Source organism: Armatimonadota bacterium, from assembly GCA_036504095.1.
Lineage (GTDB): Bacteria > Armatimonadota > DTGP01 > JAKQQT01 > JAKQQT01 > DASXUL01.
On the sequence record DASXVS010000017.1, the window covers coordinates 119,444 to 142,883 of the forward strand.

A 23,440-nucleotide genomic window follows, 5' to 3' on the forward strand; every position below is an offset into this window, starting at 1 on the left:
CCTTGAAACGCCTTGCCGCTATCACCCTGCTCCTCGGCATCGCGGTGGCCGCGCGCGCATCCTACGATGCCAATACGGGCTGGATCGTCAATGAACACTGGAATTCCGGCGTGCCGCTGGGCGGCATCGGCGTCGGGAAAGTGGAGATCTACCCGGATGGGTGGTTCGGCCGGGCCACAATAAACCACAACTGGGACCGGCCCACCAAAGCCCTCGCGGGCGCCCTCGCGATCGTGTCGGTCACGGATGGCAGGCAGCGCGTTCAGCGAACCCTGCGAATGGCCGCCGCCGCCAACGCTTACAAAGACCGGATACCCAACGTTTTCAAGGTCTCCTACCGCGGCACATTCCCCTCCGCTGAACTGATGTTTCGCGATCCCGCCCTGCCCGTGAAGGTGGATCTGCACGCGTGGTCGTCGTTGATTCCGAACAACGCAAAGGACTCCAGCCTGCCGGTGGCGCATCTGGATTACACGGTCGGTAATCCCACGAGCCGTGCGGTGAAGGTGACATTGGCCCTGGGTTGGCCGAATTACCTGGGCTATGGCGGTCGCCAGGGCAACGGTGAGTGGGCGAGCCTCGCCGGCAATCACGAGATTCCCGCGGACGCCGGCGCCGCCAGAGGCCTCTTGTTCAAGACGCGGCAGAGCTACAAGACGCAGCGCCAGAACGTCGTCGGCGAGTACTTCATGGGCGTCGTCAATCCGGACGAAACGCTCCAGCAGATGCCGACCTTCGACCCCCACGCCTGCCCGATTGCCCAGGTGCTTCCCAAACGGATCGTCGTGGCGACCACCTCCAGTGTGCCGGTGGTCGCTGAACCGTGCGGGGCTGTGGCGGTGACCGTTGACCTCAAACCCGGCGAAGCGAAGACGGTCCCGTTCATCATCGCCTGGGCGATGCCGACGCACCGCGTTACGCACAGGATTATCGCGGGATACGATCGGCCGGCCCGGGACGACACCAATGTCAACCTCATGCTGGACGGCGATCCAGCCACGCGATGGACGACCGCCCGCGCGATGCGTCCCGGCGACGCGGTGGAAATCGATCTGGCGGAGCCACGCGCCCTGGGGTTCCTGACCCTGGATGCGAAGGCGTCGCCGAACGATTATCCACACGGCTACCGGGTGGAGACCTCCAATGGCGGGGCCTGGACACTCGATGCAAGGGCCGGCGCCGCCGCCACAGCGAAATCCGTCAGGGACGGCGTGCTGAAGATCGACCTGCGCGGCATCACGGCGAAGCGCGTCCGCGTGACCAATACCGGCCTCGATGGATTCTATTACTGGTCGATTCACGAACTGGGCCTGACCGACCTGGACGGCAGACGTGTTCCGCTCACAAACCGAATCGTCCACGTTTTCCTCAGCAAACCCATCTACAAGGACCAGACCTCGAATCTCGGGCATTACTGGCAGAACTCCTTTCGGAACGTCACCGAGATCGCGTCCTATGCCGCCGGCAACGCCGCCCGTCTCTGGCGTGAGACCCGCGAGTGGCAGAAGCTCATTGAGAACTCCAACCTGCCGGTCTGGTTCAAGCGCCAGATGCTCAATTCCGCCTTTCCGGCGTTCTCCAATACCGTGTTGACGAAAGACGGGCGGTTTTCCGTTCTCGAAAGCCCGGTCGACATGGGTGGCGCGCTGGGCACGATGGACCAGCGCATGGCGGCGCACGCTCTCTGGATCCAGTTCTTCAGCCGGCAGGACCGCAAAGAGCTCGATATGTACGCCCACGCGCAGGGCCTCACGCCGCAGAACGACGGGCGGATCACCCATTTCGTCGGCAACGTCCACGAGACGCTCGGCGATCCCAACGTCGGCTACGGCGTTACGGACTGGCCGGACCTCAGCGCCTCGTGGATCATGCAGACGCTGAAGGAATACCGATGGACCGGCGACACGGCGTTCCTCAAGCGCAACCTTCCTCACATCGAGAAAGCCGTCGCCTTTTTGAAGGCGGCAGACCGCGACGGCGACGGCATCCCGGAAGGCGGCAGCACCTACGACTACGAGCACCTTCCCCCGGGCGCCTTCATCTACACCGCCAGTTGCACGCTCGGGGCGCTCCAGGCCGCCATCGCGGCCGAACGCCACGTCGGCAACGCCAGGAAGGCCGCGGCATACGAGAAGCAGTTCAAAGCCGTCCAGGTGGCGACGATCAAGCGGCTCTGGACCGGCGATCATTTCCGGAAATGGGCGGCGCCGGACGGTCAGAAGGTGGAGAATACGTTCGTTGCCTCCCTCGCGGGCGACTGGCTGGCGCAGCTATGCGGATTACCGCGCACGCTTCCGCTCAAGATCGTGAACGCTGAGGTATCAAGCCTGCTGAGCCGCCATCTGTGGGCGTTCCAGCCTGTTCCACCGATGGAGGTCCAGCCGGACGGCAGCATCTTCAAGAGTACGTGCTTTGTCATCCAGCACCAGGCTTACCTCGGCGACGAAGCGATCTACCAGGGCTACCCCGACGATGGCATGGAGATGCAGCGTCGCGTCTATGAGATCACCTGGGAGATGAACCGGAGCCCCTGGGACGAATCGCTTATCTACGAGGCTCCCGGCGGCAAGAAGGGTGGCCTCGTCTGCTATATGACCTGCCCGGCCACCTGGCACACCCTCAACGCGCTCACGGGCGCCTCGCTGGACATACCGAACAGGACGCTCTATCTTGCGCCGCACATCCCGAAGGGGATGGGCGAACTCCACCTCCCGGTGTTCTTCCCGACGTTCTGGGGCCGTGTGGACGCCGTGCCGGAGACCAAGGATCTCACGCTCACCGTTCTAAAGACGTTCGGGGTCACGCCAGACCTCACGACACTCATGGGCGATGTGGACGGCAAGCCGATGACGCTGCGCCACCCGTTGGCGGTGCGGACCGGCGCCGTATGGAACCTCTCGCCTTGCTGGGCCAAAGTGGTGTCACCGGCCAGGGAAAGCGTGCACGGGAAATGACGATCCTGTTGGCAACCAGTAATCCGGCGAAACAGCAGGCGCTGCGAACCCTGCTGTGCGGCCTGTCTTTCACCATCGTCACGCCCGCCGAGATCGGATTGGTCGAACCCGGCGTGAGCGAGGATCGGGCCACGCATCGGGAGAACGCCGAGGACAAGGCGGCGGCCCACGCCCGCGCGGCCGGCATTTTGTCCATTGCCAGCGACGGCGGGTTGGAAATTCCCGCGTTGGGCGCGCTTTGGGACGGATTGCGGACGCGGCGATTCGCGGGGCCGGCCGATGCGGATCGCATTGCTGCCCTGCTGGGCATGCTGGATGGTTTACACGGGGAGGCACGCGCCGCGCGGATGCACGAGGCGGTGGCCGTCTCCTCTCCGAGCGGACCGGTGGCGTCGGTCGAACGCGCCGGACCGTGGGGGAGGCTGGCGGAACAGGCGGACCACAGGGCATCACCGGGGTTCTGGATCCCCGCGCTCTACCTGTATCCACCGCGCTGGCAGTCGGAATGGGACCTCACGTCGGAAGAACGTGCCGGGCTGAGAACCGCCTGGGATGAAGTGGGCATCGACCTGCGTCCCGCGCTCAGATGTTATCTCAATGGCCGCGCGTGCTAACATGGCTCCGTAGCCCCGCGCGGGGCTTCAAAATGCGCCGCGATGCGGATCGTGGTTCTCGATGCAGCCCGTGGCGATGATTTCGGCGCGGTATCGGTCTATCCCAACCTTGTTGGAAAGGATACGTTATGCACTCCACTTTCAGGACGGTATCCCTGGCTGCGCTCGCGGCCGTTCTACTGGGCGGCTGCGGCGGAGGGTCGGTAACCCCTGGGCAGGGCGCCAGCGGAGGTCTCGGAACACCGGGCACCGGAACGGGCAACCCTGACGCCACCCTTGTCTTTCGCCTGCGCGGATCGTCAATCGGAGATTTTGAGGCGACCGATGTGAAGGCGACGGTCAACGTGCTCGGATTCCAGGTACAGGGCTCCGCTTCGTCTGGACCGGCGACAGGCCGCGTTCTCCGCGTCACCACGGTGCGCTTCAACGGGTTGCCGGTCGCCAATCACGATTATGTCGTCGGTGGAACAGACGTAGATGGCGTGGTTATGCAGTACAACGAGAAGGACCAGCAGACATCGGTAACCAAGGTCTGGAACGGCTCCTCGGGCACGATCCACGTTTCCCGCGTTTCCAGCGACCACGTGGACGCAACGTTCAACGCCACGCTGGATCCGGCGCAGAACGCACAGACGTCGGTGACGGCTTCGGGCGGCGAGATCCACGTCAAGTATCAGTAGGACCGAGGAAACCGATGAGGATATTGAGCTATCTGGCGCTCGCCGCGTCTTGTGCGGTGGCGGGGTGCGGTGGTGGAGGGGGCGGCGGCGGAACAACGCCAACGGTTCCCCTGGGCACCTTCAACGCAACGACCGACCGGACCACGGCCGCGGGCGCTTTTTCCGCCAATGTCTCGGGCGCAAGCGCGGGTGGCACGACGGTGCTGCTCTACGGCGATGAACGGACCGGGCCGGTGAACGCCTACACGTCCTCGAACCGCCTCACCGTGACCCTCTATGGCCCCGTGAACGCCGGGGCGGCGTATTTCATCGCCACCTCCCACGCTGCCGGCACGGCGGTGGCGACGTACCTGGAAACGGCGAACCAGAGCGGCTCTTACGTGACCACCGGGATATGGACCGCAACCAGCGGAACGATCAACATTGAAGTCGCCAATGGTTCGCACATACAGGGCACATTGACACTCACCACCCGCAACGCCGCAACCGGGGCGGTGATCCACTGGACCTCCGGCGAGTTCAACGTGGCTTACGAAACGCCGCCGCCACCGCAGGTCTAGTCAGGGACCTGAGTATTGAGGCTGGAGGTTCGCGGACCTCCAGCCTCGATTCACAACATCCAAGTCTCAAGCCCTGCGCCTCGCCTTAGCCTTGCGAATAGACATCCGCCATGGTCAACGGAACGGCATCCGTAACGCCCTTGGAAACGAGTATCTGGTGCACTTCGCACGTTCCAACCCGGAACGCGGCGGAGCAGCCCCGCAGATAGAGGCGCCATTTCCGCGCGAACTCATCCCCGAACCGGCCGCGCACCGTATCGAAATTTGCCTCGTACCTGTCGGACCATCGATCCAGCGTCATCCGATAATGCTCCCGCAGGTTTTCGACGTTTAGAATCCGGAAGCCGTTCGACACGAGGTGGGTGAGGCTTTCCACCAGCGTGGGGATGTATGTCCCCGGGAAGATGCGCTCCGTGAACCCGTCTTCGCCGGAGCGTGCGGGCGGGTCCGCCATCGGAGAAGTGATGTGGTGAAGCAGGGCGATGCCGCCCGGTGCCAGAAGGCGCTCCACCGACGCGGCGAATTCGGCGAGGTGCGCCTGGCCAACGTGCTCAATCATGCCGACGCTCAGGATCTTGTCGAACGTGCGCCCCTCTTTGGCCAGCTCCGAGTAGTTCTGGAGGGCGACGCTCACCCTTCCTTCGAGCCCCCGTTCCTTGACGAACGCCCGGCTGCCGGCAAGCTGTTCCTCGCTGAGGGTGATGCCGAACGCCGAAGCGCCGCACTTCTCCGCCGCCCGGATGATAGCCGAGCCCCAGCCGCTGCCGATATCCAGCAGCGTTTCGCCGGGCTTCAGGCGCAGCTTTCTCAGGCACAGGTCGACCTTTCGACGTTGAGCATCTTCCAGTGAGTCGCCCGGGCCGCTGAAGTAGGCGCAGGAATAGGTCATCGAAGGATCCAGGTACAGTCTGAAGAAGTCATTCCCGAGGTCATAGTGGCTGGCGACGTCCTTTTTCTGTCTGTCAAGCGACCGCCGCCTCTGGAGCTTGACGGCGGTGTTGATGAACTTGCCCAGCAGGCCTCCGCGGGCAGCGTCCACGTTCAGCATCGCCGTCGCCACCACATCGGCGACGTCTCCTTCCACTTCTATCCGTCCCTGAATGTAGCCGTCGCTGAAGCCGTTCTCTATCCCTCCCGCGAGAAGGTCCAGCGCGCCCGCATCCCGGAAATGAATTGTGAACTGGGGCTCGCCCGTGCCGAAGCACTCGGTCACGCCGTCCCAGTACCTGACTTTGAAGCACCCTTCCGTCACACGGGACAGGGCAGCGTTCAGCACTTGTCTTGGGAGCATCACAATCCTCCTTCGTATGGTTTGAGAATCCGTGGCGGCTCCCGCCAGCGCCGGGGATAAGCTGTTCTACCGGCCGCCGGCAGGCGCGGACACGGAACGTTCGATTGCTCTAAATAATCTTATCACTACCGCCCGCTGGATGTCCCCTCAGCAACCCGGGCTGGGCCGGTCTGTCGCGTTCAGGGGCGGGGAGACCGATCCACCATACGGCCGGCCTCCCCTTGCGATGCGTACAGCGAGTGCCGGCCGCAGGATTACGCGCCCGAAGCCCCGTAGATACCCCACCATCGTCGGCGAAGCGCGAGAGACACGTTCACGAGGCCGATCAGCGCCGGCACCTCCACCAGAGGGCCGATCACCGCCGCGAACGCCGCGCCGGAGTGGATGCCGAACACAGCAACAGCAACGGCGATGGCCAACTCGAAGTTATTGCTGGCCGCGGTGAACGAGAGTGTCGCCGTCTTGCTGTAATCCGCTCCGAGCTTCTGACCCATGTAGAAGGACACGAGGAACATCACCACGAAGTAGATGAGCAGCGGTATCGCGATTCGCACCACGTCCAGAGGCAATTGGACGATGGTCTGTGCCCGCAGGCTGAACATCACTACGATGGTGAATAGTAGCGCGATGAGGGTCATCGGGCTGATGCGCGGGATGAACGTCTCCTCGTACCACCCCTTGCCCCTCGCCTTCAGCATCACGAAACGGGTCAGCATGCCGGCGATAAACGGAATGCCGAGGTATATGAACACACTCTTCGCGATCGCGGCCATGGTGATCTTCGAAAGGTCCACGTTCCCGAAATGAACTCCAAGGAGTGGCGGCAGGACCTTCACGAAAAGGTATGCGTAGATGCTGTAGAACAGCACCTGGAAGACGCTGTTGAACGCCACCAGGCCGGCCGCATACTCCGTGTCACCCTCCGCCAGCTGATTCCAGACGATGACCATCGCGATGCACCGGGCGAGGCCGATCATAATGAGGCCGATGGCGTATTCCGGCTTGTCCGGCAGCAGGGTGATCGCCAGCACGAACATCAGGATGGGGCCGACGACCCAGTTCTGAAACAACGAGAGTCCCAGGATCTTCGTGTTCCGGAAAACCTCGCCCAGTTCCTCGTACTTCACCTTCGCCAGCGGGGGGTACATCATCAGAATGAGGCCCACGGCGATAGGGATCGACGTTGTGCCAACCGAGAATCCGGTGATGCCCTTCACTACGGTCGGCGCCAGATTGCCCAGCGCGACGCCAAAGGCCATCGCCAGGAATATCCACAGGGTCAGGAACCGATCCAGGAACGACAGCCTGGATTTCGGGTGGCAGTTGGGTGCTTCAATCATCGTGTCATTTCCTTCAGCAGCGCATCCACGCGCCGGCGAATCTCGTCCCGGACGGTCCTCACCGCGTCGATGGGCTGGCCGGCCGGGTCGTCCAGGTCCCAATCTTCAGTGACAAGGAACCTGGCCGGACACGCGGCCACATCGACGCCGCAACCCATCGTGATGGCCTTCGCTGCGGCGTCCACCATCTCCTGGGTCATCACCTTCGGGTACTGGCCTTCCATGGGGATGCCAATCTCGGCCATGGCCTGCACGGCTGCGGGGTTGATGCGCTCCGCGGGCCCTGTGCCGGCCGATGTCGCCAGACCGGGAAGGTGACCCTGTCGCGCAACGTGGTTCAGGTACGCCTCCGCCATCTGACTGCGGCCGGCGTTGTGGCCGCACACGAACAGAACCGTCTTCACGATCGCCCTGTCATTTGCCGTTGCCTCCCGGACTGCGGCTCGGACCATTTCCACAGGCGGGATGCCGTGGTTTCCGGCTTCCGACTGGTAAACGCGGCACGTGACAGCGAAACCGTTATCGTCTCGCCGCGCGGGCTCGATATCCATGCCATCGATCTGCACCGTTGGCGAACCCAGGAACCGGTGGGTCACGGCGGCGTCGGGATCGTCGATGTGTATCACTTCCACCGACGCCGTTTGCCCCTCATCGGAGAGGACCCGGTGCAGCAGCTCGACCGTCGGCTGCGCGTTCGGGCAGCCTTCGAAAACGCCAACTGTGACTTTCACCGGCTACACCGTCGGCTTTCTGGCCCGGATGAACGCGCCCATCACGCGGCCGTCGAGGCCGGCCTTTTCTTCATCGGAGAGGGCGGCCACCTCGGGCGAACAGCACGTTGTGGCTTCCAGGTCCGCGAAGGTGTAGCGCCGTGTCGGCTCGATGGAGGCGTCCGCGAAACCCGCGGCGGCCAGGCGGCGAAGGTAATCACCGCGCTCCAATGCGCCGGCCACGCAGCCAACGTAAGCTTCCATATCCCTGCGCAGGGCGTCCGGCAGTTCGCCGTCTACTACCACGTCCGACACCGCAAAGCGGCCGCCCGGCTTCAGCACGCGGAACGCCTCGCGCAGAACGGCGTCCTTGTCCGCGGATAGGTTGATCACGCAGTTGGAAATGACGACATCGACGGTGCCGTCCGCAAGCGGGACCTCCTCGATCTGGCCCTTCAGGAACTCGACGTTCGTCGCGCCGGCCTCGGCCTTGTTCCGCTCGGCCAGCGCAAGCATTTCGTCGGTCATGTCCAGGCCGTAGGCGAATCCGGTGGGGCCTACGCGTTTGGCGGAAAGCAGGACGTCGATGCCGCCGCCGCTGCCGAGGTCCAACACGGTCTCGCCCGCCTCCAGTTGGGCCAAAGCCGTCGGATTCCCGCAGCCCAGAGAGGCGAGCATCGCGGCCTCCGGGATCTGGCCTTCTTCGATGGAATCGTAGAGGTCTCCCGTGATGGCGTCACCCCCGCAACACGAATCGCCGCGGTTGCGGCCGCCCCCTCCGGTGTTTCCCCCGCAGCACGCCGCGCCTTGTCCGTTCAGCACGGTCAATGCCGCCTTGCCATACTTTTCCCTGACGATGTCGCGCACATCCGCGCCTGAAGCAATCTGTTCAGCCATCTTCAACTCCTCATCACAACGGCCGGTTACAGCCGGCGTACCCATGCGATTCCAGTACGCCTGCAGCGCGGCGAGAGTCTCCCGGTTCGCGCTGCAGACCATATGCTTCCCGCGTTTTTGCATCGCGATGAGCGATGCATTGCGCAGTTCCTTCAGATGGAACGAAACCGTGGAGGTGATCCTGTCCGCTCCCGTCACGCGGCAGCACACTTCGCCGGCTGTCGGGCCTTCCGCGCGGCTGACTCCCCCCGCTTCGTCCACGGCGACGTCGCCGCAGCAATCGCAGAGAAACTCGAAGATACTCAATCGGGTGGGATCCCCCAGCGCCTTGAACGCTGCCGCAATATCAAACTCAGTCCGGTTCGGCTCCGCCATATAACTCTCCTACATTTCTACAACCATCGAAATAATAGCATCGCAAACATCGCGGGTCAAGCAAATTCGAGGCAATGATGGATCTCCGGATAAAACGAGCCCCGTCCGTTCGGACGGGGCTCGGGTGCTCCGCGTAGCGGCCGGATATACCTAGCCGTGAGGAAAGGTGTCCAGGCCGGCATAGATGCGGGCCAGTTTGACGACATCCGCCAGGTTGAACGAGCCATCAAGGTTGATGTCGCCGAGCACTGGCGTACCGGAGGGAGGCGCAATTATGAACGTACCGGTCTCGAGAGGCGGGAACGTGGCTGAGGTGACCCTGAATTTGTAAGTGCCCGGAGTGTCGATGGTGAGTCCGCTGAAAACGGCCATGCCGTTTACCGCCGTTATCGGTGTTGCGCCGGTGAGCATGGCATACGGAGGCGCTGAAACAGGTATCAGCGTCAGTTTCACGGCGCTCTGATAGGACTGAGCCACGTTGCCGTTCGTCAAAACCGCTTCGACGATGGGCTGTGTGGCGAGCGGCTGGCCGGCCACGGCGCCCGCCGGCTGAGTGACGATGCTGAGGCCGGCCGCCGTCTCGGCGGACTGCTTCGGAAAATGCAGTATCCGGCTATTGTAGGAGTCGCAGGCATACAACCCGGTGGCGTCGCATGCGATGCCTCGCGGAACGTAAAATCCCAGGGAGGTAACCCCATTACGGTTCAGGCCGACAGAGGTGAAGTCCGGCTGCCCATAGACCGCGCTGGCGACCGTGCTGGTACCTTCGAAGTACAGGACGCGGCTGTTCAGATAATCGCTGATATAGACACCCTGCCCATCGACGGCAACCCCTTGCGCCTGTTGGAGCGTGTTCGGGCCAATCCCGCCGTTGTTGGGTTCACCGCTGTACATGTCCGGCTGACCGTAGACGCGAGTAGCGACCGTGGACCCGGTGGGGAAGAATAGGACGCGGTGGTAGCCGTAATCCACAACGTACAACCCTTCGTTATTCACCGCGAGCCCCATCGGGAATGAGAACCTGTCCGGGCCGATCCCGTATGGATATATATGGAATGGATCGGGGCCGCCCCAAACCTTCGTCGCCACGTTGCTGCCGGGCGGGTAATACAGAACGCGGGCGTTGCCCGTGTCCGAAATGTAGACACCCCCGGCGTCATCCACGGCCACTCCATCCGGGTAGGTAAGGCTCGCATCGCTCATGCCGTTCCAGCCAGGCGTGCTCGACCCGAAATTCGGCTGTCCGTAGACGCGCCCCGCGGTGGTTGATCCCGGCGGGTACCAGATAACGCGGGTGTTCCGATAGTCCACAACGTAGAGGCCGGTGGCATTTGCGGCAAGGCCGGTCGGCTTCGAAAGGCTGTACTCGTTCAGCCCGAAGTGGTTGGGATCGAAGGTCGTGAAGCCATCCTGCCCGTAAACGCGTGACGCCGTTGTGCTTCCCGCCGGAAAGAACAGGACGCGATTATTCTGGTAGTCGCTGATATACACCCCCTCGGTGGTAACGGCCACATCCCGGGGCTCAGTCAGTTGGTTGGAGGGCGGAATCAGGGGGTTGTTCGGCGTGGTAGACACGAAATCGGGTTGTCCATAGACGCGGTCCGCCACGGGCTGCGCGGCGGGCGCCCATGCGCAGAGCACCACAAGCGCCGCAGCCGACATCACCGGGCGGCTCACTACTATCTTTAGCCAGTCCAAGAAGGCCTCCTTTCGCGATGGCATACAAACACTAACTTGGAAGGCGGATGAAGTCCGCGCTCCCGTTCAAGTTCACCACTGTTGCGGGGTTGCCCACGGCAACCCCGTTCTCCGGGACATCTGCAAGGGCTACCGCGCAAGCGCCGATGACGGCGCCGTTGCCGATCCGTATTCCGCCCAGGACCTTGGCCGCCGCGGCCACGTATACGCGCTCGCCGAGAACAGGCGCGCCCGGTTGCGATTCCGGGCCCGACGGTCCAAGGATCGACATTTGCGAAATGGAGCAGTTGCGTCCGACGATGACGCCGGGCCCCACGTAAATGCTGCCGAAATGGGCGATGTAGAAGCCGGGGCCGATCCGGGCTCCGGGATCCAGGGTAATGCCCGTGATCGCGGCGATGCGCGACTCGACGGCGCGGTAGAAAGCCCACAACAACCGCCCAAAAATGGGGAGCCGATGCGTCCGGACCCAGCGCGCGAAGCGGTATGCAAGCAAGGCCCATAGTCCCTGGGTTATCAGGAACAGGCGCATTCGGCCCGCCAGGCTCAAATGGTCGTAATACACCTCATACCGGTCGAAATCCGCGCGGAAGGCGCTCCAGAACGGCTCGGGCCCCGCGCCGGTTTTGGCTTCGCTAATGGTCCGGCCCATATCGCCTCCAGCCTCCCGCCCACGACGGGATCAAATCGGTCACAGCACCATCGTACGGCTTTGCGGGACAGCCCAGCCAGCCGCCGGCGCCCGGGAGAGTGCGTGTCACAACGCTGTTCGGGCCGATGACGGTGTCGTCCGGTATGAGGATCGGGCCGACCAGCATCGTCCCCGGTCCAACGTGCACCCGGTCGCCCAGCATCGGAAGGCCGCGAGCGCCGGGCCGCCCGCCCACACCCAGGGTGTTCTGGCCGTGGATGAACGAACCGGGGCCGATCCGCACGTCGGGGCCGATAAACAGCAGGCCCACGGGACCGAGGAAAACGTTTTCGTCAAGGTCCGCGTTCACGTCGATGGCGACCTTCGACAGGTACTGACCCCATAGGTACAGGATCTGGTACAGCAGCTTCAGCGGGAGGCTGGTGATCCCGGGACGCTGGGCATAGGTCCAACGGCCGTAGCGGTAGGCGCCCAGGGCCCACAAAGAGCGGGATGACAGGGCGATCATCAGCCGCTCAAACAACGAATCCGCACCGTGGACGCGGCAGAAATACCGCCAGTCCTTCCGGATGGCCGTCCAACCCGCATTGTACCGGTACCACTCGCGCGTGTGCTTGGGCGGGGTGGATGGCGGATAATGCGGCTCTGCGGGCGTTTCCGACATCGGTCAGCGAGTGCCCGCCACGACAGAGGATGCCTCACCCTTTCGCGAAGGATTGAGGGAATCCAATACCGGAACACAGGCGGTCGTAAGGAACGCCGGGCAGTTGACCTGAAGTATCGCGTGATCCGCCTCATGGCTGGCCATGATGCGCTCCAATTCGCGAACGCGCAACGCGGTGAACCTCTTCCATTCCTCGTCGCTGCCGCCGGCCGCGCGGAAATTCCGTTGCTGCTGGTCGTACAACTGCGACTCTGGCTCCGGGTAGAAGAGCGCCAATGTCATGTGGAGCGCCCTGTCGGACGGTCGCCCGCTGGAGTGGGGCGCCACCATCCACGATGCCGGCATGATCCTCAGCCGCGTCTTCTCGAGGCCGCGCTCACGAAGCATCATAATCACGCGGGAGCCGATGGCCCAGTCACCGGTGCTGCGGCGCCGGCCGCCTTCCATGATGAGGGCGTATGCGTGAGCCCACTGCGCAAATTCCTCAGCGCTGCGGGGCATCGGGGTGTTGTAATGTGTTACCGTCGCGCTGGTCCAGTCGGGTTCGGTCGCGGCGACCATCCCGCCGGGTTTCGTGACGCGGATCATCTCTTCCAGCGCCCTGTCCGGATCCGGAACGTGCATCAGGACCGTCTGGCACCACGTCACGTCAAAGCTGTCGTCCGCGGCGGGCAAATCCAGAGCGTCGGCACTCACGAATTGCACGGCCTCCCCGCCGTCCAGCATTGCGGCCTTTTCCGCGGCGATGCCGAGAACGTCGTCATCACGGTCGAATGCGGTGAGCGTCCCGCCGGGCAGGATGTACGGCAGGAGCGCGAGTGTGCTTCCCGCTGACCCGCAACCGATGTCCGCGAGGCGGGAGCCCGGGCGCAGTTCAAGGCAATGGCGCGCGACGTAATCCCGGAACGCGGGCTCTTGCAGTCCGAATCGGGGACCATCGATGATGGAGTGCATATCCCCATCGTGCCACGTTAAGGGTTCGGTGTGTTCCAACATGATCTCCCAGGGATGGAAATGGCGCCGGCTTCCCCTTGCGGGGGCCCAGGCCGGCAGCCTGCCTTCAATATGCGTTCTACGAGCAACTAGTGTGCCATTCTATCGAGGCCGTTACGATATCGTGACGCGCCGGCGTCCGGCGAGGGGCGCGAGCCCAGGATGTAGTGAATGTTCGGACGCATTCCGATGCGGCCTGCCGCTCGTAAGTCATGTTCCGTGTTTGAGCGCCGGTTTCGCTCCGGATTTGTGCGATTGCCTGCTGCAACGCTCGGCGCGGCCGCCCGGGCGGGCTCTTTCCGCCGGCATAGCGCCTTCGAGGGCTTCCCGAATCGAGGTGAGGCGCCGTGTGGCAGGTGTCGGGTACCGCGCCCACCGCCCGAGGTCAGAGGCTATGAACCCCCGATGTCCGTACGGACCGCGAATGGCTTCTCCCCAGTGTCGGCTTCAGCCGACATATCCCCGGCCAGCCACCGACTTCAGTCGGTGGCCACAGCGTGCCATCTTTTGTACCTCGGAGTATACGCGGCGCGGAATCTGGGGGCCAATCAGACCTTGAAAGTGGGAAGTGGGACGCGAATACCGCCCTGTCGCCCCCTCGCCCTGTCACCCCCTCGCCGTGTCCCCCCCTCAGCCCTACTCGTACCGCAGCGCCGTGATGGGATCCATGCGTGCGGCGCGCCAGGCGGGGTACATGCCGAAGACCACGCCGATGGTTGCCGACACGGTGAAGGCGAGGGCGACCGAGGAGAAATTGATCCCGGGGTCGATCTTGACTGGGGTGTTGTTGTTGATGGCCCACGCGGCCAGAAGCAGGCCGCCATAGCCGAACGCAACCCCCAGGAGGCCCCCCAGCACGCTGACCATCACACTCTCGATGAGGAACTGGCTCAGGATTGTGCCCATCGTTGCGCCGATGGCTTTCCGCAGGCCGATCTCCTGGGTGCGCTCCGTCACGGAAACCAGCATGATGTTCATGATGCCGATGCCGCCCACGAACAGCGAGATGGCCGCGATGCTCCCGAGCAGCATGCTCAGGATCCCGGTCACCTGGCCCACCTCGCGCATCGCTCCCTCCTGCGTCTGGGTGAAGAAGTCGTCGTTGTCCTTGTAGGGCGGTTTGATGGTGTGGCGGACCCGGAGCGTGCGTTTGATCTGGTCCACCACCCGCTGGACGTTCTCGGCGCTGGAGGCCTTCACCGCGGCGTAACTGACGTAATCCGTTGTCTGGAGGCGGCGCATGGCGGTGGACAGCGGGATCATCACGCGGTTGTCCTGGTCACCGCCCATGAACTGCCCCTTCGCTTTCAGAATGCCGCACACCGTGAATGCCTGTCGGTTGATGAAGACCGTGCGTCCCGTGAGGTCGGCGTTCTCGTCACCGGTGAGGTCCTTCACCACCTTTGAGCCGAGCACAGCCGTCTTAACAGCGCCGTCCACGTCGCGCTTGTGGTAGAACGATCCGTGCGCCAGGGAGACGTCTTCTTCCTGCTGGAAGGCGGGGACGCTGCCCGCGTAAGTGGTGGTGCTGTTCTTGTTGCGGTACTTGATCGTCGCCTGGCCCATGGAAACCGGAACGTACATGCTTACGGTGTCCGGGTAGTGTGTCTTGAGGGCGTCCAGGTCGGCCAGGGAGAGGCGTCCGGTACGGCGCGGCCCCGGCCCGTTGTTCTGCTGGCCCGGAATGAGCCACACCCAGTTGGCCCCGCCTGCATTGATCTCGCGTGTAATCGCGTTGCCGAAGCCGGTCCCGAGCCCCACCATGGCGATCACCGCGCCCACGCCGATGATGACGCCGAGGGCCGTCAGCGTCGTGCGCCCCCGGTGCACCCCGAGGGCTCTCAAAGCGATCCTGAATGAATACCAGATTCCCAAATCTCGTCCCTTCGGCCGATGGGAAAAACGACTGAACTCGTCAGCTCGACCCCACCGAACAACACAACTGAGCTATCGGCGTCCCGATACCCGGCGAATGAATTCTCGGGCTGCTGTGAGCACGAAGTCCGCCTTCGCCGACTGGGTCGCAGTCACCGAAGGGCGACTTTGTGCCCGTCGTAGCCGTGACTTCAGTCGCAGGAGTGAGGGCTCGGCCAACACCCGCTTAACTCTAGAGCCTGATTCATCTTACGGGCTGTCAGTCCCGCATCTGCTCGAGCACGTCCTTCGCGACGGCGCGGTTTGTCACTGGGCCATCGACCACGATCCTGCCGTCCTTGAAGCGCACGATCCGCTTTGCGTGCTGCCCCACGTCCGGCTCGTGAGTCACCATGATCACGGTGATCCCCGCATCGTTCAGTTCCTGGAAGACCTGCATAATCTCTTCGCTCTGCTGTGAGGCGAGGTTGCCCGTCGGTTCGTCGGCCAGGATCAGCTCCGGCTCGTTCACCAGCGCCCGCGCGATGGCGACGCGCTGCTGCTGGCCGCCGCTCAGCTCGTTGGGCTTGTGTTTGGCGCGGTCCGCCAGTCCAACCCTCTCCAGGGCGTTCATCGCGCGTTTATAGTCCGGACGGATGCCGCTGTAAAGCATCGGCAGCGCCACGTTCTCCAGCGCCGAGGTTCGCGCAAGCAGGTTGAACTGCTGAAAGACGAAGCCGATGCTGTGGCAGCGGATATCGGCCAGATCGCGGTCCTTCAGTGCGCTCACGCGTTCTCCGGCGAGGTAGTACTCGCCGGATGTCGGCCGATCCAGGCAGCCGAGGATATGCATCATCGTGGATTTGCCGCTGCCGGAAGGCCCCATGATCGCGACGAACTCGCCGTGCTCCATGGTGAAATTGATGCCCTGGAGCGCGTGGACGTCCATTTCGCCGAGCGAATACGTCCGCGTGATCTCCTCCGTGAGGATCACCTGCCGCGGCGCGAACGCGGCCGCGCGCGCACCTTGTTCATGACCTCCGACTTCCGTCATAACATCTGCTCCAACTGCCTCTGCTTGTCGAGATCGCTGGATGTCAGGACCACGGTCTGGCCCTCCTTTACCCCGGACACGATCTGGATGACCTTGTCATCGCTCGCGCCTGTCTTGACCACAACTTCCCTGAAGCGGGATGGGAGCTTCGGCCCCGGCGGCGCGGGCGCACCCTTGACTGCGCCCTGATCCGAGTCTTTCCCGGGCGTCTTGGGAACGTAGACAACGTCGTTGTCCTTGGACGTCTTGACCGCATCCAGCGGCACCACAAGCGCGTTTCTCACCAGGCCGGTATCGACTTCCACTTTGGCGGTCATCTTAGGTTTCAATGGGACGTCCGCTTTGTCGATCGCAACGGTGATGTTGTAGGAAACGACCGTCGCGTTCGCGATGGTGTCCGAGGCGACTTTGACCACCCGGCCGGCCAGCGGATGGTTCGGGAACGCATCCACGTTTACCTTGGCCTTCTGTCCCACTTTCAACGTTCCGATGTCCGTTTCGTCCACCGGCACATCCACCTGCGTCCGGCTGAGGTCGGCGATGGTCAGCAGGGTGGGGGTCTGGAAGCCGGCCGTCACGGTTTCACCAACCTTGGCCTCCACGGTGGTCACGATGCCGTCGATCGGAGAGAAGATGCGCATCTTGGCGTAGTTGTTGCGCTGTCGCTCGTATTCCGCCGCCGTCTGCCGGTAGGAAGCCTTTGCCTCCTCTGCCTGGGCGATGCGGACCGCGATGTCGCCTTCACCGGCAATCGCCGCCTGGAGCGCTTCGCGCGCGCTCGTAAGGTCTTGTCTGGCCGCATCGGCCTGGGCGGAACGGATCCCTACCTCGGACGCGTTCGACCTGGAGGTCTTCAAACCGGCCTGGGCCTGTTTGACCCTCTGAATGGCCGAGGAGAGATCGTGTTTGGCGTTCGCCTGGGCCAGCGCGAGGGCCTTCTTCTTGGCCACCACGTCGGCCTCGTTAACGCGCACGGTGGTTTCGGCGTTCTCCGCGTCGCTCTTGCTGATATACCCTTTGGCCACCAGGTCCCGCGAACGTTTTGCGTTCGCCGCAGCCTGATCCGCCTGCGCCTGCGATGCGTCCAGGGCGGCCTGCGCGGTCTGGACCTGCAGGTCGATGGTGGAGCGGGTCTGCGTCAGCGCGTCCTGCGCGATGCTCAGTTCGGCAGTCGCGCGATCGATGTCCGCCTGGGTGACCGCGGGCTGGCTGCCGGAGGTGAGGGCCGTCTGCTGGTAGCGCGCTTCCGCGGCGCGGACTTCAGCCCGCGCCCGGGCAATCGCCGCCGCTGTTGAAGGCCTCTGCTGCGCCAGCGCCGCCTCGCTCTGACGAACGCGCGCCATCGCGGAATCCACGCTCGCCTTGCTCTGAAGCATCATGGCGTCGCTCTCCGCATTCTGCAGTTCGGCAACCAACTGGCCGGTGTGCACGGTGTCGCCCACGTCCACGAAGAGGTGCTTCACCTTGCCGCTCACCTCGGCGCCGATCTTCACTTCGGCGGACGTCTGAAGCGTTACGGAGCCTGTCGCCGTGACGGACTGGCGGATATCCTGGCGCTTCGCTACCGCCGTCTTGGTGTCATCCGGCTTCTTGTGCGTCATTTTCCACGCGACGACCCCGACGATGAGCACCACCGCGATGCCCAGGAGCCAGAAGCAGCCCTTGCGAGACCCGTTCCGGCGCCGTTTGTTGTTGTTTGCCTTTTCCAAGGAGAATTGCCTCCAGCTAACTACCTCGCCCGCCGGATGAATCCGACGGCTGTTCAGATACCCTGCTTTCCAGGCAGGCGCCCCTGCCCGGAGGGCAGGTTCCACGCTCAGCCGCCGAGTTCATTCGGCGGGGCGCACCACGTTCAAAAAAGATCAGCGGGCCTCGCCGGGCCCGAACTTGCCCATCAGATAATTCAATTCGCGCTGGGCCTGAGCCAGCGAATACCGGGCGTTCACCAGGTCCACCCGGGCGGAGTGCAGCTGGCTCTCGGCATCCGAGACTTCCAATTGTGTGCCCGCGCCCGCCTGATAGCGCCCGACGGCGACGTCGCGCGCCTCGCTGGCCTGTTGGAGCGTCGCTTCACCGAGCTTCACCTGCTCCTGGCCGGTTTCCACGGCGATCACGGCGTTCGTGACCTGCTGCGTGGCGGTGAGCTCCGTCGCCCGCAGGTCGGCCTCCGCGCGCTGAAGGCTCCCCTGTGCCGATCGGATGGCGCCGGAGTTGCGGAAGCCGTCGAATACATTCCAGGAGAGAGTGATTCCGGCCGACCAGCGCAGCGTGTCCGCCGGGAAAGTCTTTGCGGCGCCGCCCAGTTGTCCGGCTGCGGAGAGAGTGGGCGCGTTGCCGACGCGTGTTGCGCTCAGGCTGTGCCGCGCCGCGTCAACTCCCAGGCGCGCCACCACCACATCCGGGCGGTTGGCGAGGGCATAGGCTACCGGGTCCTTTTCCGTCTGCTCCGGCGCCGGAGCGGGTTCGACCGTGGTGATTTCCTCCGTCCCGACCCGGCCGATGGCGGAGTTCAGCGCCACCTGGGCGCTGCGTACGTCGGCCTGTGCGGCTACCAGCGCCTGCCGGCTCTGGGCGAGAGCGGTCGCGGCCCGAAGCACATCAAACCGGGCAGCGGAGCCGTTGTCCAGCCGCGCCTGTGCGGCATCTCGGTCGTATTGCCGGCTCGTAAGCGTTTCAGCGCTCGCCGCCGCGACGCCCTGAGCCTTCAGCAGCCCGAAATATGCCGCCGTGACCGAGCGAACAACCTGCAGCCGAGTGTCATCCTCATTGGCGCGGGCGGCCCGCAACTGCGACTGGGCCGCCGCGATACTCTGCGGGGTGCGGCCGAGGTCGTATAGCAGTTGGCTGGCGCTTACAGACGTCGAGGAGCCTTCGAAGAGCGGCGTTTCGTCCTGCATCCGGGACTTCGATACGCTCGCTTGAACCGACGGCAGCAGGCCGCTTTTCGCCGAGATCGCCGCGCCTTCCGCGGAGCGGCTGCCGGCGGCGGCGGATGCGACGCTGGGGTGATTGGCCAGAGCCTGCGCAATCGCCTGCTCCAGCGTCATCGAAGCCGGGGCGTTGGCGAAGGCGCGGCCGGTGAGCAGCAATGCGCTCATCAGAAAGACCCTATTGGGAAAACGCATCAAGTACGGTGCCTCCTGACTCTTGTACACGACGGGATGGCGGCGCGGCATCATTTTACGCGCGCCGGCCGGCGACAACTCTCCTACGTCTCACGACACGCACAGGTTTCGTTATCGCTACGTAGCGACACGCCTCGGATTTCCGGTACAATGGTGGTAACCCAATGCGAGGAGATTCAACCCCGTGACTAGTCTGTACCGCCGGTTCCTGCCGGCTCTGCTCATTCCCATTCTGTTCGCCAACCCGGTGGCGAGGGCGGACGATTCGTTTCACCCGTTCCTGCGCCGCCCCGACGTCAAGGGTGACAGGGTGGCGTTCACAGCCGAGGGTGACATCTGGCTGGCGTCGATCTCAACCGGAGAAGCGAGCCGGATCACGTCGCACCCCGGCACGGAAGCGAACCCCCATTTTTCGCCGGACGGCAAGACCCTGGCATTCGACGCCCAGTACGAAGGCGGAACCGATGTCTACGTCATGCCGGTGACCGGGGGGATGCCGAAGCGGCTCACCTGGGACCCCCGGGGCACCCGCGTTGTCGGGTGGACGCCGGACGGTGCGTCCGTCCTGTTCCTTTCGGCGCGCGCCAACGCCGAAAACTCGCGCCGGCTGTGGAAGGTGCCCGCCGGTGGGGGGCTGCCGTCCGAACTCCCGATCCCCCGCGCCGTCCTCGCCTCGATGGCGAATGACGGGCGTCGCGTCGCATTTGTCCCCATCTCCGCGGAATGGCAGCACTGGAAGCACTACAAGGGTGGCCAGGCGGATGATATCTGGCTCACGGACATCACAACGAAAACCTTCCGGCGCATGACCACCGACCCGTCCGTCGACACCACCCCAACCTGGGCCGGCGATTCCATCTATTTCATTTCGGAGAGAAGCGGCCTCGCCAACCTGTTCCGCCTGAACCCGGATACCGGCGCGGTTGAGCCCCTCACACGATACACTGACGCGGAAGCGCGCTACCCGAGTTCGGATGGAAAGAGCGTCGTTTTCCAGCACGGAAACTCCCTCGCGCTCTACAACATCGCCACCGGTAAGGTTACGGAACTCGACATTCGACTGGATACAGACCGCATCCACGCTCGCCCTAAGCGCGTGCCCGCCTCGGCCGGCCTCGGCGCGGCGGCCATCGGGCCCACCGGCAAACGTGTGGTCGTCGAGTCCAGGGGCCAGCTCATCAGCATCCCGGCGGATGAGGGCGATGCGCGAATCCTGGCGGCGAAACCGGGAAGCCGGTCGCAGTTCCCGGTGTGGTCGCGCGACGGTAAGCAGATCGCATTCGTGTCGGACCGTTCCGGTGAGGACCAGGTCTGGGTGGCGCCGGCTGACGGCACCGGCTCCCCGCGGCAGCTGACGAAGGACCACAAGGGTCCGCTGGGGGTAATCCGATGGGCGCCGGACGGCAAGCATCTTGTCACGTTCGACCGCGAATCCCGGATCATCCTGATAGACGCCAGGACCGGGGCAACCACGCTGGTGGACCAGGCGGACCGCGCCGGCTCCTACGATTCCCTGAACTACTCCGCGGTCTTCAGCCCGGACGGTAAGTATCTCGCGTTCAACCGCACGGAGCCCAACTGGTTCCAGGCGGTCTACATCTACGACATCGCCACGAAGAAGAAGACGGCGGTCAGTTCGCCGGAGATAAACTCGTCGGCGCCCGCATGGGACCCGCTCGGAAAACTCCTCTATTTCCTTCAGGACCGGGAGTTCACCCCCTCCGGAAGCGGCCCCACGCGGTTCTTCGGCTTCGACAAATACACCCGCGTCTCGTTCGTTACCTTGGCCGCCGACACCAAGTCCCCGTTCCTGCCGGCCAACTCGGAGGAAGGCGAGGAGGCTAAGCCGGCCGACGAGCAGAAGAAAGACGCGCCGAAGGAACCCGCCCCCGTCGCGAAACCCGACAAGCCCGCGGCGAAAGGCGTTAAGCCGGACGCGGCGAAAGGCGCTAAGCCGGACGCGGCGAAGGAGAAGCCCAAACCGGCGGAGCCCGCGCTGCCCGCCGTGAAGATAGATTTCGAAGGGCTGGCGGACCGCATCGCCGATCTGCCCGTCCCGGCCGACCGGTATCAGCAGCTCGGAGCCGTTGAGGGCCGGGTGCTGATGCTGGTTGGCGGCGAACCGGGATCGGGGGGCGGACCCAGCCTCAAGACGTTCAATGTCAAGGACACAAAGAAGAAGGACGTTTCGACCATCGCCTCGGGCGTCACGGATTTCGATGTCTCGGCCGACGGCAAGAAGATGTTGGTGCGCACCGGCAGGCAACTCACCGTCATCGATTCCGGCGCCACCTCCATGCCCGGCGATGCGCCGAAGGTCGATACGGACAGCGTTTCGCTACTCATAGACCCGGTCGCTGAATGGTCCCAGATATTCAACGAGGCGTGGCGCATCGGGCGCGACTTCTTCTACGACCCCGGCCTGCACGGCGTCGATTGGGACGCCGTCAAGACGCGATACGCAGCCCGCCTGAAGGACGTGGGCGACCGGGGCGAACTGAACGAAGTGCTCGGCGACATGATCGCCGAACTGATTACGGGACACGCCTACGTCGGCGGCGGTGACGACGGCGGCAGTTTCCGGTCCACACCCATGGGGTACCTGGCCGCCGATTACGCTCCGGACGCCGGGGGCAAAGCCTACAAGATAACCCACATCCTGCGGGGGGACGGTTTCGACCTCGCCAACCGCAGCCCGCTCCTGGCGCAGGGCCTGAACGTCAAGGAAGGCGACTACATCCTCGCCATTTCCGGGCAGCCCGTAACCACCTCCGAGGACATTCAGGCGATGCTGGCCGGCACGCCCGGCCGCATTATCTCCCTCACGGTCAACTCGAAACCGGCGATGAAAGGTTCGCGCGTCGTGCGCGTGAGGCCGATGGGTGACGAGTCCAAGGCGAGGTACTATGACTGGGCGGAATCGCGAAGGGAATACATCCGCAAGAACGGCGGCCCCAATCTGGGATATATCCACCTTCCCGACATGGGCGACACGGGGCTCGCGGAGTTCACCAAGCATTACTACGCCGAACTCGACAAGGACGGCATTATCTACGATTCGCGCTTCAACGCAGGTGGATACGTCTCGGCGATGCTGATGATGCAGATGGCGCGCAAACCGTACACGTGGTTCAAGCCGCGCTACGGGGCTTCGTGGACGCGGCAGGATTCGGCGTTCGCGGGGTACAGTGCGATGCTTGTGAACGAGCGGAGCTTTTCCAACGGCGAGGAGTGGCCGGACGCCTTCCAGCGCGAAAAGCTGGGCCCCGTCATTGGCGTGCGCTCGTGGGGCGGGGAAGTGGGCAGCGGCGGCGGCTACCGCCTCGTGGACGGCGGCGTGCTGAACATCCCGAATTACGGAGAGTGGGCAGGCGGTCGATGGGTCATCGAGGGGGAAGGCGTCCAGCCGGACATCACGGTGGAACAGGACCCCAACCTGGTCCTCGCCGGCCACGATCCGCAATTGGACCGGGCGATCGCATATCTCAAGGACCAGATCGCCCGAAAGCCCGTTCCGCGGCCCGTCGCCCCGCCCTACCCGGTGAAAGCCTGGAAGGGCTGATAGCCCGCACCCGGTTGGAGCGCGGGCGCCTCGCCCGTTTTCGCCCCGGTACGACCGGCGTCCCGCCGGTTCCCCCCGCGGTCCGACCGGCGTCACGCGGGGAGGTCCCATCTCAACGGGGATGGTCTGTGAACCGTTGGCGGACCGCTTGGTCGTCGTGACGGACACCGGCGTGTTGAGCGGATACCCGTCTATCAGGTGACGACGTCGCGGGGAAATAGGCAAACGGCCGGACCAAATGTACAGAGCGGAGTCGGGATTTCTCCCGGCTCCGCTCTTTGTATGTACGCCGGGCATGCGCCCGTTCTCGGAGGTGAAAGTCCTCTACGGTAAAGGGAATCGGAACCGTTAAGCGACGGCAAGGGCGTCACCGCGAGGTGGGGTCTGAAGGAAGCCAGAGCCACAGCCACGACCCGA

17 protein-coding genes are annotated in these 23,440 nt (G+C 64.0%); 5 read left to right on the forward strand and 12 right to left on the reverse strand.

The features are described 5' to 3' along the window. Nucleotides 1-2 precede the first annotated feature (2 nt). The 4 genes from VGM51_03200 (at nucleotide 3) to VGM51_03215 (ending at nucleotide 4,808) form a co-directional block, all read left to right on the forward strand. Complete coding sequence (locus tag VGM51_03200; GenBank protein HEY3412045.1) at nucleotides 3-2,954, forward strand: GH116 family glycosyl-hydrolase; 2,952 nt, start codon at nucleotides 3-5, stop codon at nucleotides 2,952-2,954. Continuing rightward, nucleotides 2,951-3,568: a non-canonical purine NTP pyrophosphatase gene (locus tag VGM51_03205; GenBank protein HEY3412046.1), complete on the forward strand. Its 618-nt coding sequence runs from the start codon at nucleotides 2,951-2,953 to the stop codon at nucleotides 3,566-3,568. The genes VGM51_03200 and VGM51_03205 overlap by 4 nt, the downstream gene beginning before the upstream one ends. Nucleotides 3,569-3,696: 128 nt before the next feature. Next, the gene (locus tag VGM51_03210) at nucleotides 3,697-4,248 is read left to right on the forward strand and encodes a hypothetical protein (GenBank protein ID HEY3412047.1); all 552 of its coding nucleotides are present in this window, start codon (nucleotides 3,697-3,699) and stop codon (nucleotides 4,246-4,248) included. A 14-nt stretch (nucleotides 4,249-4,262) separates the two neighbouring features. Continuing rightward, nucleotides 4,263-4,808: a hypothetical protein gene (locus VGM51_03215; protein HEY3412048.1), complete on the forward strand. Its 546-nt coding sequence runs from the start codon at nucleotides 4,263-4,265 to the stop codon at nucleotides 4,806-4,808. Nucleotides 4,809-4,893: 85 nt separating this feature from the next. Here VGM51_03215 and VGM51_03220 read toward each other — a convergent pair whose 3' ends face one another. The 12 genes from VGM51_03220 to VGM51_03275 form a co-directional block, all read right to left on the reverse strand. Further along, the gene (locus VGM51_03220) at nucleotides 4,894-6,099 is read right to left on the reverse strand and encodes a class I SAM-dependent methyltransferase (protein ID HEY3412049.1); all 1,206 of its coding nucleotides are present in this window, start codon (nucleotides 6,097-6,099) and stop codon (nucleotides 4,894-4,896) included. A 254-nt stretch (nucleotides 6,100-6,353) separates the two neighbouring features. Further along, nucleotides 6,354-7,439 carry an ACR3 family arsenite efflux transporter gene (gene arsB, locus VGM51_03225; GenBank protein ID HEY3412050.1) on the reverse strand — a complete coding sequence of 362 codons (1,086 nt, stop codon included), beginning with the start codon at nucleotides 7,437-7,439 and terminating at the stop codon, nucleotides 6,354-6,356. Next, nucleotides 7,436-8,170, reverse strand: coding sequence for a low molecular weight phosphatase family protein (locus VGM51_03230; protein ID HEY3412051.1), 735 nt, complete (start codon nucleotides 8,168-8,170; stop codon nucleotides 7,436-7,438). Before VGM51_03230 ends, arsB begins: the two co-directional genes overlap by 4 nt. Nucleotides 8,171-8,173: 3 nt before the next feature. Next, complete coding sequence (gene arsM / locus VGM51_03235; protein HEY3412052.1) at nucleotides 8,174-9,046, reverse strand: arsenite methyltransferase; 873 nt, start codon at nucleotides 9,044-9,046, stop codon at nucleotides 8,174-8,176. A gap of 525 nt (nucleotides 9,047-9,571) precedes the next feature. After that, nucleotides 9,572-11,119 (reverse strand): hypothetical protein, encoded by a 1,548-nt coding sequence (locus VGM51_03240; protein ID HEY3412053.1) that lies wholly within the window; start codon nucleotides 11,117-11,119, stop codon nucleotides 9,572-9,574. Nucleotides 11,120-11,150: 31 nt separating this feature from the next. Then, nucleotides 11,151-11,771: a serine acetyltransferase gene (locus VGM51_03245; GenBank protein HEY3412054.1), complete on the reverse strand. Its 621-nt coding sequence runs from the start codon at nucleotides 11,769-11,771 to the stop codon at nucleotides 11,151-11,153. Beyond that, a complete protein-coding gene (locus VGM51_03250) occupies nucleotides 11,755-12,435 on the reverse strand; it encodes a hypothetical protein (GenBank protein HEY3412055.1) in 681 nt (226 codons plus the stop codon). Before VGM51_03250 ends, VGM51_03245 begins: the two co-directional genes overlap by 17 nt. Before the next feature lie 3 nt (nucleotides 12,436-12,438). After that, nucleotides 12,439-13,431 (reverse strand): methyltransferase domain-containing protein, encoded by a 993-nt coding sequence (locus tag VGM51_03255; GenBank protein HEY3412056.1) that lies wholly within the window; start codon nucleotides 13,429-13,431, stop codon nucleotides 12,439-12,441. Nucleotides 13,432-14,064: 633 nt separating this feature from the next. Next, nucleotides 14,065-15,273, reverse strand: a complete 1,209-nt coding sequence (locus VGM51_03260) for an ABC transporter permease (protein HEY3412057.1) — start codon at nucleotides 15,271-15,273, stop codon at nucleotides 14,065-14,067. A 289-nt stretch (nucleotides 15,274-15,562) separates the two neighbouring features. Beyond that, on the reverse strand, nucleotides 15,563-16,336 hold the full coding sequence (locus VGM51_03265) for an ABC transporter ATP-binding protein (protein HEY3412058.1): 774 nt from the start codon (nucleotides 16,334-16,336) through the stop codon (nucleotides 15,563-15,565). Next, complete coding sequence (locus tag VGM51_03270) at nucleotides 16,333-18,045, reverse strand: efflux RND transporter periplasmic adaptor subunit (protein HEY3412059.1); 1,713 nt, start codon at nucleotides 18,043-18,045, stop codon at nucleotides 16,333-16,335. Before VGM51_03270 ends, VGM51_03265 begins: the two co-directional genes overlap by 4 nt. A gap of 153 nt (nucleotides 18,046-18,198) precedes the next feature. Continuing rightward, complete coding sequence (locus tag VGM51_03275) at nucleotides 18,199-19,461, reverse strand: TolC family protein (protein HEY3412060.1); 1,263 nt, start codon at nucleotides 19,459-19,461, stop codon at nucleotides 18,199-18,201. A gap of 184 nt (nucleotides 19,462-19,645) precedes the next feature. Between VGM51_03275 and VGM51_03280 the strand changes: the two genes are divergently transcribed. Next, nucleotides 19,646-23,023, forward strand: coding sequence for a PDZ domain-containing protein (locus tag VGM51_03280; GenBank protein HEY3412061.1), 3,378 nt, complete (start codon nucleotides 19,646-19,648; stop codon nucleotides 23,021-23,023). The last annotated feature ends 417 nt before the right edge of the window (nucleotides 23,024-23,440 follow it).

Excerpts from the sequence above, each read along its gene's own strand:
- VGM51_03215 (HEY3412048.1), top strand. The coding sequence starts at position 4,263 with ATGAGGATATTGAGCTATCTGGCGCTCGCCGCGTCTTGTGCGGTGGCG.
- VGM51_03245 (HEY3412054.1), bottom strand. The coding sequence starts at position 11,771 with ATGGGCCGGACCATTAGCGAAGCCAAAACCGGCGCGGGGCCCGAGCCG.
- VGM51_03255 (HEY3412056.1), bottom strand. The coding sequence starts at position 13,431 with ATGTTGGAACACACCGAACCCTTAACGTGGCACGATGGGGATATGCAC.
- VGM51_03205 (HEY3412046.1), top strand. The coding sequence starts at position 2,951 with ATGACGATCCTGTTGGCAACCAGTAATCCGGCGAAACAGCAGGCGCTG.
- VGM51_03275 (HEY3412060.1), bottom strand. The coding sequence starts at position 19,461 with ATGCGTTTTCCCAATAGGGTCTTTCTGATGAGCGCATTGCTGCTCACC.
- arsB (HEY3412050.1), bottom strand. The coding sequence starts at position 7,439 with ATGATTGAAGCACCCAACTGCCACCCGAAATCCAGGCTGTCGTTCCTG.
- VGM51_03265 (HEY3412058.1), bottom strand. The coding sequence starts at position 16,336 with ATGACGGAAGTCGGAGGTCATGAACAAGGTGCGCGCGCGGCCGCGTTC.
- VGM51_03210 (HEY3412047.1), top strand. The coding sequence starts at position 3,697 with ATGCACTCCACTTTCAGGACGGTATCCCTGGCTGCGCTCGCGGCCGTT.
- VGM51_03220 (HEY3412049.1), bottom strand. The coding sequence starts at position 6,099 with ATGCTCCCAAGACAAGTGCTGAACGCTGCCCTGTCCCGTGTGACGGAA.
- arsM (HEY3412052.1), bottom strand. The coding sequence starts at position 9,046 with ATGGCTGAACAGATTGCTTCAGGCGCGGATGTGCGCGACATCGTCAGG.
- VGM51_03250 (HEY3412055.1), bottom strand. The coding sequence starts at position 12,435 with ATGTCGGAAACGCCCGCAGAGCCGCATTATCCGCCATCCACCCCGCCC.